We start from the raw sequence: 12444 nt of genomic DNA, 5'->3' as shown, positions 1-12444 counted from the left end.
CTCTTCAGATAATTTGTTTAAAATATTCTATTGTTTTTTCAAGTCCCGTTTGTAAATCAATACTAGGTTCCCAACCTAATTCTATTTTGGCTTTTGAAATATCTGGTCTTCTTTGGATTGGGTCATCCACTGGGAGTGGCTTATATACAATTTTAGATTTACTTCCTGTCATATCAAGAATTATTTCAGCTAGTTCTTTGATTGTAAATTCTCCTGGATTTCCAATATTTATGGGACCTGTAATGTGAGGTGATGAGTCCATTAAAGCCATCATCCCTTTAATTAAGTCATCCACGTAACAGAAACTCCGTGTCTGCAGCCCATCTCCATAAATAGTTATATCGTTTCCTTTCAATGCTTGCACGATAAAGTTAGAAACGACTCTTCCGTCATTAACATTCATTTTAGGTCCATATGTATTAAAAATACGCATAACTTTTATTTGAATTTTGTGCTGCCTGTAGTAGTCAAATAGGAGAGTCTCTGCGGCTCGTTTTCCCTCATCATAACAAGAACGTATTCCTATACAATTAACATTCCCATGATACGTTTCCACCTGTGGGTTTATCAGAGGATTACCATAAACCTCGCTTGTACTTGCTTGTAATATCTCCGCATGATTCTCTCTACAGAGTTCAAGCATATTCATTGTTCCGATAACGTTGGTTTTTAAGGTTTTTATTGGATCTGTCTGATAATGTACTGGACTTGCAGGACAAGCTAAGTTGTATATCTGATTTACCTCTAACTGAAGTGGCTCCACAATATCATGCTCTAATATAGTAAAATTAGAAAACCCTATTAAATGTTTAATATTACATTTACTACCCGTCAAAAAATTATCCAAGCATATCACGTGTCTGCCTTTCTTCAACAATGCCTCACATAAGTGTGCACCCAAAAAGCCGGCTCCCCCTGTTACCAAAACTTTATTGTCCATACGTGTTCTCCTTATCTAGCCAAGTCTTTTTTCTTGGAAATTAAAAATTTTTAGTTACATTTTTTAATGAATGAGCCACAGTTATAGTTATTTCTCTATATAAAGAATAAAATTTCTATATGGGTCCTAATTCCATTTGCTTCACCTACCGACAACCACGATATGTCAAATCAACTCTCTATCGTATTATTTTACAATATGACAACATTAGTCCGATTAAAGGTTTTATCGTAAACTTTTCCTTTAAAATATCTTTATAGCAATTAGCTGCTTCCTCAAAATTACCTGCAAAGTGATAATTACGTGCAATCATATAATTATTTATTCTTTTCTGGTTGTTAATTAATTGATTCACTTGTGCTTCTGTATATCGTTGTGGATCTAAACGTTTAAAATACTCAAGGTGCATATTACAGGTGGCCTTTGTATACTCTATAGTCCGAAGCGTCAAGCTCTGAGCCGTTCTTCTATACTCTCCTAAAAACATGTTCAAATGATAAAACACACATCCTTGCTCTGCCAATTTTATCCAGCACTCGATATCTTCACCCGCTCTTTTTCCATCTTTAAAGGTATTAGCTTTCACAAGCCTTTCTCTTTTTACAACAACGGTAGAGGTTGATAATGAATTGCCATTTATGACCAAATCATCCAAGTATGGCGATTTAAGTGTTCGATAAATGTTTTTAGTTTTCTTTCCCTTTAAATCAACTTCAATTTCATCGTGGTACACCACATCAATATTTCCATTAGTTTCAAAAACAGCGTTAACTTTTTCAAGTTTATCTGGATACCAGATATCGTCTGCATCCAAAAAGGCGATATAACTTCCGTTTGACTTTTCAATGCCTGTATTTCTGGCACTGGCTGCACCACCATTTTCCTGTATAGTATATATAAGAGGAAAATGTGGAAATTCTTTTTGAAAGGACGCAATACTTGAAGAAGTATTATCTGTTGAACCGTCATCAATAACAATCACTTCAAAATCTTGAAAGGTTTGTTTGCGTACGCTATCTAAACACTTTTCAATAAATGCTTCTGCATTATAAGCAGGAATAATAATGCTATACTTCATTTGAACTCCACCTTATTATTAAAATTTAACATCCGAGATATTGAATCTGGATTTATTGGTTCAAAATAATTTTGTATCCATTTTTTATCTCTTGAGACTTGAAACTGAGATATTTTTTTTTGTAATTCGATAGCAATATCTTCTTGTGAGTATACAATTTTATAAAAGTCCTTCGGTACTGAATTTGGTATGGCATGGTTTATTAAATCACCTTTCGGAATGTAAATCAAAAGATTAATACCTTGTATAATTAATTCCATCCCACTTGTTGTTGTAGAAATTATTGTTATATCAGAATCTAATGACCTATCTGTCAAATTCCCATTGACAAACTTGTAACTTAATCCTGTAACAACGTTATAATCAGATAGAACCTTATTCTGATTGACCGGATGATTTTTTATCCATACTTCAAAATTTTCCTTTCCTGATTTTTCAATTGCCAGGAACGTATTTCTTAACATCTGGTAAGAAACTTCTTTATAATAGGATAAGACAATTAAAATCCTTGTTTTCCCAGAATTATATTTTTGTTTATATTGTTTATTACAGCAATTATTATATCGCAAAGCTGGACAGACAATGACTTTTAAATCATTACAATAGATTTTGATTATATCTATATATGCGTTTCCAATAACTCCAAATATATCAGGCACTTTTTGCTTTATATATTGGAGGGTGGATGGGTAATAACCTAAATCATTTTCCAAAATAGGAAGTCCAATGTATCCTAAAATACTTTTTTCGTGATACCACTTTCGTACGCCTAATGTAAACCCGATAGAACTGGGTTGACCTTCATACCATAATATAAATTTATTAACGTTTACTTTTTTACTTTTAAGTCTTTTGATAAAATGATAAGCAATTAAACCATCAATACTATTTTGATACATAATCCCCGAAGAAATATCGCTTCTCATTAACATTGAAATATCTAAACCATTAAAATAGTATTTTTTTAAAACAAGCGGCAGACATAAAATCGGCCAAATAAGCATAGATAGGTAATCTTTGAATTTAAGAAATTGCTCTTTAACTAAAAATGGATATTCCTTTTCTGCTTTTAGTTTTTTTAAAAAGCTACTAAACGGGAGATTACAATTATTTACCAATATAGAAGAAAAATATAAATTAAATCTTATTTCTGCGTTCGGTAATAGATTATTAAAATATCGGTCCATATATCCATTTTCAGTAAAACAAGTATGTAACACAAACGTATCTATGATACAAATAGGAACATCAGACTCTAAAGTCGGCTGAGATAATAATTTTTTTATTTGAATAAACTCCGCCAATCTGAGACACCATAAATAAATATAGATACAGCTATTCCATAACCATCCTTTTTGCCTTTTAGATTTCGAGTATACTTTTATTTCTTTATTATATTTTTTAATATATCGCTTTGTAATAATTTGTATATTTTTATCATCCACTATTATTTTTGTAATATAATTTTCCTTCTCTATCACTTCAAGGATGAATTGTATCTTATACAGGCAGGTATACACATACATCGAGTTTCTGGTTGATGTTTTAGTAATCCACCATGCAAATTTATTATGTATATTCACAGAGTCAATAAATTTAACATATGCATCCCTTTGTTCTATCGCAATCTCATTAAGCCTTTTTGTATGTTCTACACTTAAATTATTTAAATCCAAGATTTCCATGCGTTAGTCCTTTAAATAATCTAATAAAATATTTCCTATTAGTTTTCCTTCAACTTTTCCATTGTAATCTTTACAAATATATTGAGTCATAAAATCAGTGTATTTATCATTGTCTATTGACAGAAACACTTCAATCATTTTTTTATTATACAAATTAGAAACATTTAATACTGGTTTTCCTAACGTTTTAGCCATGCGTCTAATAGTTAAAGCACCTTCAATAAACTTCATCTCAATTTCATTATTGGTTGAAAATATGATAGGTTTTCTAAACGCTACAATGGAACTTATACTATTACTTTTATGATAAATAACAAACTTAGCATCTCTGATTAACAAACAGGTTTTTCCTTTTATAATTCTGAAACCCTGAAAGTATTCTTTTTTTTCTATATAGGTAGATCTCGGGTGAGCTGCAATGATGACCTGTAGATTAAATTCGTTTTCTATAAATCTAAAAAAACGCTCCATATCAGTATAATACAACTGAGGATTAAGCTCTATGCCATTGCCGAGCAAGTCCGGATGAAATGGGAAACATTCATCTATGAATACGCAGTAGTCCTCAGCAATAAGCCTGGGTTCGTTTTGGATTCGTATGCATTCATCATAATCATTGGTATGCGCATACATTAGTTTGGTATTTCGGTTACACATCTGTGTTTTCCAAAAAAGCTTTTTATATGCTTCATCAAATCCACCCCCCATTACAAACTCCGCCGAACGATATCTGAAGATACCCTTTGGTATTCTCAAATTAAGGGAATACAAAATACGTTTTAAGGATAAGTCATGTAAATAAGCCTTACCTCTATCCGCAAATGAACGTTTTGCATCCACATTAATCATCATATAAAAAAATGCCAAATGATTTTTGGTTATTGCTTTATAAATAAACCTACTCTCAGGGCGATAGTTAACCACATTTAGAATCAATGTACTTTTGGGCATATGGTTAAAATAATATGAAATCTCATCTTTTGAAAATGCGAGCTTTATATTTTTTTTAGAGTAGTCAATATCAGGCTTGGTTTTTTCATAAGCTACTGGTGCCAAAATCGGTGAGCAATCTAATCCTGTTATCCGAATACCGTTTTCTTCTAAAATATCCAAACCAAAACGACGATACAATCTAGCCAGAATCGGTGTTTCCATTATTAAGCAAATTTCCTCATATCTCATATGTTTTTCCTCATAAAGTTCAACCTGAAAGCTTTATTTTTGATTTCATAAAATAAACTAAGTATAATAATTAGAAATAGTGCAGAATAGCGATAAATTGGATAATCATATAAAGTCACCATTAAGCCAGATAAAATAAAAACATTACACCCTCCCAATATAATCTTTTTAAATGGGAATACGTCAATATACATTTTTTTGTAGATAAAAAAGTAATCCATAATAATAAAAATGATATTACAAACAATTGTGACATATGCTGCAGCAATATAGCCGAACCAAAGGATACCATAATAATTGAATATCATATTAAAAGAAGTCCCTAATATCGTTATAATTGGTATATATTTCAATTTTTTATAAAAAGTTGCCAAGGTAATAATCAGCATATTAAAAAAAGAAAAATAAAACCCTACTACAATTGGCATCAGCACATATACTCCGTCATAATATTTATTACTAGCCATAATTTGCATTATTAAAGGAGCGGTTGCTGAAATGGAAACTGTAACCAATCCCACAAATAAAAATAAAATACTTGTAATCTTTTTAATATCTTGGATATTATTTGTTGATAGCTTAGTAAACATCCATGGTTGAAATCCTTGTCCTACACAGTTCCATAACGTCTGCATAATTGAACCAATTGCAAAAGGAACACTATATAAGCCAGCAAAATAATCACCACATAAAAAAGATATCATTAATTTATCGGACTGAGATAATATTTTAAAGCCAACTAGTTGAATCATCATCGGTAAACCAAAAGATAATGCATATTTCCAGTAGGAAGTTTGAACCAAATTTTTATGGCTGCTTTTTAAATAAAAAATCACCACTCCAATTCCTACCACAATTGTTCCGACATTGCTGCCAATAATTTTTGCTTCTGCCATAAAATCAGGAAAATTCATAACGCCGACTAATCCCATTGTTATGTTTAATGATATATATATAAGTGTACATATAACTGATTTTTTATAGTGAAATTCCAATTTTTGGTGAGCAAAATAATATGACATTGCTAAATTAAAAAAAGTTCTAATATAAAGTAAAATTTCTAATTCAAGAGGGTAATTTACTTTTAAAAATGTAAAAAAGAAATGTACCAAAATCGATCCGGCAATGGTACTTAAACCTAATAAAACCAGCATAGAAGATATATATCGGTATATATCTTGTTTAAAATCGAAAAAAGCTTTATTTATACTTGTTACTAGAGAGAGAGAGATTACAATCCCAATAATATCTTGCCAAGCATTATATGCACTAACAATTCCATAGCTGTCTGGTGGCATAAGTCTTGTGAAAATTGGAGTTGTTAAAAAGCTGAAAGTACTGGTTATAAATGTACATACAAACATCCAAAATGCTGCTCTGACCGCATTTATATTTAATTCATAGTTATTACTCATATAATTTTAATTAAATCCCTTCTAAATCCCGATTCTTCAACATTATCAAAAGACTTAAAGCAAACATATTATTAATTGACATCCAAGTTCCATATGACACATCGTGGACATACATTGAAATAAAGGATAATGCGGCTGCAATCTTTATAGGATTTTTTGATTTTATACAAGGAATACAATACTTTATACCAACAAAACAAAAAAATAAAATGACAGGAACAATTCCCAAATATCCAGACGAATATAGCCACATTCCCGGCGCGCTTGGCAAAATAAATTCTTGCCGTTTAGTTAAAGTCCACCCTAATCCATAACCTAAAGGATTTTTATTGAGAGCTTCAATCACTCGTCCATAATTGGAAGTAGTTCTAATTAATGAAACAGTATCTTTAGTATTAACATTATTTCCCCTATCAAAAATAGAAGAAATTCTACTGTTAGGATTTTTTAATGAGTAATAGTCTAGGGCATATAAAAGTAATACAGCCGATACCATAAACACGCAAATTGCCAGTATAATCTTTAGAATATCTTGCTTACTGGTAAATGGTTTTTCCGTTTTACTTCTCAAAAATAGGTATATAAAAATAGCCGCAGCCAATGCTACATATCCTGCTCGAGAGAACGTCAAAATAAAACATAATAGAGCTGCACTCCCACCCCAAAAGTACTTATACCTTTTAGTCTTTTTAAATTTTCCAAACATAAAAAACATAGGAATATACATAAAATGAGCCAGTTTAGCAGGTTCAGGAAAATAACTTGCAGCTCTTAAAATATTTCCACTAGCAGAGTGATGAATCGAATTTGCATAGCCTAAAAAAAAATCAGCGCTTCTATAATAAATTTCTGCCCTAGAATTATAAACCTGTTTCATACCAATAGGTAAATTAAAGAAAACTAATAAAAACAAAATGATACATTGAACAGCAATAATGACCCCTATGCTATCAATTATGCCAACGATATAAGACGGCACAAGGGAATCCTTTCTATAAAATTCAATAACAAAAAATAAAAATGCTAGATTTATCAAATATTTTACCGCCTGAATAACCCCCTCCCCATCCAAACGGAGTGTACTTGCTACAATAGATAAAATAATCAATAATCCAATAAAAATATACACATTGTTATTAGAAAATCTTCCCGATCTTTTTATCAAATAAAAAATGCCCATTAAACAGATACAAGATAACTGTATAAGATTATCAATTGTATTATTAGATACTATCAGAGTTACTGTTTCTAACATATAAATGGCACTTATAAAAGCAAAGATATGATTAGGTCCCAATTTAAATCTGATTTTATCCAAAGCCAATCCTCTTTTCTATTACTTTTTCTAAATTATTTGTTCCGGTTTAACAAGCATTTATATTAAATTAAGCATTCTCCAATAAGCCGATATCTAGTACCATTTACTCCACACTTAAAAGCAGCTATGGTTTCCGTATGAATCTCATCGATACCTCCCAAATCCAGAAAAGAATAGCCCAGGTTTTTAATTACTAACATGGCCTGATATAAAAGAAGATTATTAGCATTTAAACGCCTTCCTTTGTTACTATTCCAGCCTATAAGGTAGGTTGCCGTAATACCATGTAAATAAAAAATATCATAAGCTACTAATTCGCCCTGAGTATTGGTCGCACGCAATACAATTAATTTATTTTTATTATTGCGGAAAAGTCCCTCTAATATAGCATTCGGAGTACCAGAATAGCCTTTTATTTTTTTATCTTCTTCATACAGCCTTAACATTAATTTCCAGTCTTCTGAGCCATCCTCTATGCGAACCCCTGACTTTTCGGCAGTAACCAGTGCATTTCTCCATTTGCTATTTAAGGACATGCGCAATTCATTTTCAGTTTTCCTTAAATCAACAGTACTTGATGAAAATCCCTGTCCATCCCATAATTTGATATGATAATTGGAAATGTATTCTAAATTGTATGGTGTCATTTCAATCCAAGGAGCGCATAGCATCGGTATTAGTGAGCGGAATTGTTTCTTTACCATATCTAAAATAAGTGTTTTATATTCAACATTATCATATTGTTCTATTAACAGAGGCCCTCTATTCACTCTATATAGCAATGGAATTTTAATAAAAGATTTGTAGAGAACTTGTATGACTCCAATTTCTTGATTCTCCTCATAAATAATTCCTCTGCGCAGGCCCCAGCCCTCGATTTCCTTTTTTACATCGCCATAATTCCAGTCCTGAAGTATGTTGCTTATATTGATTTTATTAAATATAATTTCCCATTTTTCTTTAGTTACTTTATCCCATTCTATGCGCAGATGTTCGGCCCAATATTGTTTTTTCTTTCTTGTTCCATATTTTTGAATTAATTCTTGTGGTTTGATAGATTGATGAATTGGTACCGTAAATATATTTTCTGATAGCTTTATAGCTGTAGCATGCAGAGCATCATTTTTTATTTCTGCTGGCAAATCTGGCCATGACTGCAAACAATAACCTTTTTCTAGAAGTTTATTGGCAAGTAATTGTTTATTTTTTAAACCTTCCCAAGTATAGGCCCCCACAAAAGGTACAGATGAACCTGAAACAATAGCGGTATTGCAAGTGCTTAATTCTTTTGATATTAAATAATTCATAACTTCTAAATTGTCATGTCGTATATAAGCGTACTCTTTTAATTGTTTAGGGCTAATTCTCTTCAAATGTCTTTCTGAATATGCGGAAATACGCTCTATATCTATGCCATTTCGCCTAGATATACAGTCTCCATAATGGGGTTCCACGAAATACGTTGGTTTTTTTTGTATTCTGAACATCTTTTGCATAACGCGCTTTAATAGCCATACATAATCATTTTTCCGCCTTTGCAAGGTTTTGATATCATTTAAAATGTTTTCTGCAATAGCTTTATTTTTCGAAGTAATGTTAAATTTTAAAATTGCACCATCTGGTATGGAAAGGCATTTATGAGGGCTAAACAAAATAAAATCACCGCTTTTTCCTATTTTAGAATTAGCAAATAGTGCATGTGTGCAGTCTTCAATTAAAAAGCATCGAATATTTTCGCAAAAAACTTTTGCTTTTTCTACATCTCTTTTTATACCAAAATAATGAACAAACAGAAAAAAGTCTACAGAATATTCTTGTTTTTTCCACTCCTTAATTATGTTCCAATCTGGCTCAAGTTCATTTGTAATAGGATAAAACCGTATTATCATCCAAGGCTCTTTAAATTTTTCTATAGTTTCCATACAAAAGAAGTCAGGTATCCATATTGTTATATACTCCAGTGTTTCCCATGACTTATAACTTGACAGTATTAACCCTATAGACATCCAAGATTCGGCTAATAAAATATCTTCATCAAAACTATTTGTCTGTATTGTTTTGTCTCTGTCGAATAACTGTCTCCATTGTGGCAATATAGAAATCGTAACCATTTCACTAATCCTCGTCTTTTATTTTGAATGCTAATTGGTCTAACCTTTTTCTCGCTTGCATATACTTAATATCTAAACCACCCTCGATAATAAAGCGTAAATAATTCAGATTATATTCTGCCAAAACACCATCCCTTCTAATTGCAATAGGATTTGTATTTTGGCTATTAAAGCCTCTAATTGCAGAAAAAATAATATAATAAAATTCTTGAGACATACTTAGTGATTTTTCATTAATACTCTCTAAATTTCCAAAGGGGTATGCAAAACAACAAATTTTATGTTCCAGAATATTTTCTAATATAATTTTGGAATTATATAATTCATATTTTAGTTTATCATCATCTTTAATTGTTGAAACTCTTGCATGGCTCAAAGTATGGGCACCTATACTATGTCCTTTTCTATGCATTTCTTTCACATTTTCCCATGACATAGGTTTCATTTGGTCCGTTAAGTCTTCTTCCGTTAATAATAAATCATTTATAATAAACTGTTTTTCTTGTTCTCTATTTTCGCAATCTATAAATTCTGTTGGAACAAAAAAAACACCTTTTACATTGTATTTATCCATAATATGTGAAGCTAAATAGGCGGATTTAAACCCATCATCAAAGGTTATTAATATACTAATTCCTTTATAATCATCCTGATATCCATTAATTAATTTTTTAAAAAAATCCAAATTAATAATCCGGTAATTCTTTTCTATTAAAAATTCTATGTGATTTTTAAAATCATCTAAATGCTCTAAATCAATATGGTGATACATTAAAATTCGTATATAATTCTTTTTAAATAATTTATTATATAAGTAAAAAAAAGGATATAAACCTCCCAACCATTCTCTAGGCTTCATTTCTGCATTCTCCTAAATAAATCAATAATATATTATAATATAAGTTCAATTAGTTCACTCCATGTTTTAGCATATGGAAATGGAGAGGTGACCATTTTAGGCAAATCAAATTGTATACATCCTTGTATAATTTGAACCATTGCATCAGCTAACTCAAAAATGTTATCAGATTCAACAAATTTTACGCGTTCATAACACCCGACAGCCTCATATGCATAGGGTAAGTTTGATATAATAATCGGTTTTTCTAGTGCTTTATATTCCATAATGGGCAACCCCCAGGATTCTAACTCAGATGTATAAAGTAAGCAATCAGACTCTTTCATCATTTCATATAAATTCTGGCGAGGTTGACATCCTAGCCAAGCAATATTTTTCAGATGCCCATATCTTGTTTTCAACATCTGTGTATATTTATTTTCGTTTCCATTAATTGTAAAGATTATCTTAAAATCATTAACATTTCTGCATTCCAATACATGGCACGCTTCACAAACAGTTTCATAATTTTTGTAGAATCGTGCAAGTGATGGATAGATAAATGTAAAGTCATGCTTTTTATCCGAATTATGATTCAAATTTGATTTAAATCCCACAGCAGGAATTGATGGATTAGCCACAATAATATTGTTTATATGTAGATTTTTTTTAAGCTTATTTGCCATCCATGTTTGCTGGACTATATAAGCAGATGCCTTGCTTTTGTTAATCAAATAAATATATTTATAAGCCAAAATAAACAGCATATTAGTATATTTAAAATACTTTAATTTTATTTTCATAAAGGGAAATGCAGTTTGACAATATGTATATATTTTATCCGCAACTACGTTAGGCGTAATATCATGCATGGATATCCATATTGCCACCTTATTTTTCTTTGAGTATTTTTTAAAAAATATAAGTTCATAGTATAGTCGTTCAACGTGATTTTTAGGCGATAATTCTATTAAATTAACTTTGTCAGAATATAGACTAAACTGTTTTGTATTATTGACGAATGCGGTAATTCGATATTTTTCATACACTTTTTTTGCTATTAGCTCATCTAGCAAATCATAGTAAATATTAAGTGTACCGCCATCTTTTAAATTAATTCCTGACATAATCAATTCTTGCATTTGTGTACTTTTCATTTACCTCCCAATAAACTCATAAAATTAGATTTTTTATAAATAGGTACTATTTAATCTTTCAAATGCTTTCGAGAATCGTTTTAAATCCTCTGGGGCCTTTAAACCAATTACCAAACGATAGAGAGTGTATTTTGGTCTTACGTAATATTTCGACCCTGCGTCAGCACAAAATGCTACCATTTCATTTGAAGAAAGATTTGGTAATTCAAGTACACAATTATGTGCAGCATCTTTCTTACAGTAATCTTTGTAACTGACACTTATGTATCCATTTTCAGATGCCCAAGTATAACCATCTGTACTCGGGGAGGGAATTAACGGGGAAAACTGGGTGGTATCAGTATTCAATCGAAGTAATAATTTCAGCGCTTTTGCATAGTTTCCTTTGTCCATCCCTTGTTACCAACCATATAGCATACATGTATTAATAGATCGGCTTTGTGGAAATTTCTTACATAATTTTCAATTTGTTTAAGCGTAATACCTTTATTATATTATTCAAAATTTCTTGGTTATCACTTTCTATCCCAGAGATGATTAACCTGCAGCCCTCCCCTTTCATCATTTGCATTGTTTCCAAATCCAAATTCACCTGCGAATTGCATAACCATCTTAGATAATTGTTCAAGTTCTTTTCAATTAGCAAATAGCAAATATCTATGACATTTTTCTTGTTTGTTGTGAAAGTATCATATCCTAATAACAATATCCTTCACATCC

General features: G+C 30.9%; 10 protein-coding genes. All 10 read right to left on the bottom strand.

Features of this window, described 5'->3' with window-relative positions; translation table 11 throughout:
- Nucleotides 1-4: 4 nt before the first annotated feature.
- The gene (locus tag LK536_RS48820) at nucleotides 5-940 is read right to left on the bottom strand and encodes a UDP-glucuronic acid decarboxylase family protein (protein WP_120058031.1); all 936 of its coding nucleotides are present in this window, start codon (nucleotides 938-940) and stop codon (nucleotides 5-7) included.
- Nucleotides 941-1118: 178 nt separating this feature from the next.
- Nucleotides 1119-2018 carry a glycosyltransferase family 2 protein gene (locus LK536_RS48815; protein WP_120058032.1) on the bottom strand — a complete coding sequence of 300 codons (900 nt, stop codon included), beginning with the start codon at nucleotides 2016-2018 and terminating at the stop codon, nucleotides 1119-1121.
- Entirely contained in the window at nucleotides 2015-3703 is a 1689-nt protein-coding gene (locus LK536_RS48810) for a hypothetical protein (RefSeq protein WP_120058033.1), read from the bottom strand. The genes LK536_RS48815 and LK536_RS48810 overlap by 4 nt, the downstream gene beginning before the upstream one ends.
- 3 nt (nucleotides 3704-3706) lie before the next feature.
- Entirely contained in the window at nucleotides 3707-4885 is a 1179-nt protein-coding gene (locus LK536_RS48805) for a hypothetical protein (protein WP_120058034.1), read from the bottom strand.
- A complete protein-coding gene (locus LK536_RS48800) occupies nucleotides 4882-6300 on the bottom strand; it encodes an oligosaccharide flippase family protein (RefSeq protein ID WP_120058035.1) in 1419 nt (472 codons plus the stop codon). The genes LK536_RS48805 and LK536_RS48800 overlap by 4 nt, the downstream gene beginning before the upstream one ends.
- Before the next feature lie 10 nt (nucleotides 6301-6310).
- Nucleotides 6311-7618, bottom strand: coding sequence for an O-antigen ligase family protein (locus LK536_RS48795; RefSeq protein ID WP_227796475.1), 1308 nt, complete (start codon nucleotides 7616-7618; stop codon nucleotides 6311-6313).
- Nucleotides 7619-7680: 62 nt separating this feature from the next.
- Nucleotides 7681-9540: a GNAT family N-acetyltransferase gene (locus LK536_RS48790; protein ID WP_506092194.1), complete on the bottom strand. Its 1860-nt coding sequence runs from the start codon at nucleotides 9538-9540 to the stop codon at nucleotides 7681-7683.
- A 193-nt stretch (nucleotides 9541-9733) separates the two neighbouring features.
- Nucleotides 9734-10588, bottom strand: coding sequence for a polysaccharide deacetylase family protein (locus LK536_RS48785; RefSeq protein ID WP_120058038.1), 855 nt, complete (start codon nucleotides 10586-10588; stop codon nucleotides 9734-9736).
- Between the two features lie 32 nt (nucleotides 10589-10620).
- Nucleotides 10621-11724 carry a glycosyltransferase gene (locus tag LK536_RS48780; protein WP_227796474.1) on the bottom strand — a complete coding sequence of 368 codons (1104 nt, stop codon included), beginning with the start codon at nucleotides 11722-11724 and terminating at the stop codon, nucleotides 10621-10623.
- Nucleotides 11725-11757: 33 nt separating this feature from the next.
- Nucleotides 11758-12117 (bottom strand): hypothetical protein, encoded by a 360-nt coding sequence (locus LK536_RS48775; RefSeq protein WP_150825047.1) that lies wholly within the window; start codon nucleotides 12115-12117, stop codon nucleotides 11758-11760.
- Between the last annotated feature and the right edge of the window lie 327 nt (nucleotides 12118-12444).

The sequence above is a fragment of the Clostridium pacaense genome (genome assembly GCF_020709765.2).
Lineage (GTDB): Bacteria > Bacillota > Clostridia > Lachnospirales > Lachnospiraceae > Enterocloster > Enterocloster hominis.
This window is presented reverse-complemented; position numbering and strand designations above follow the sequence as displayed.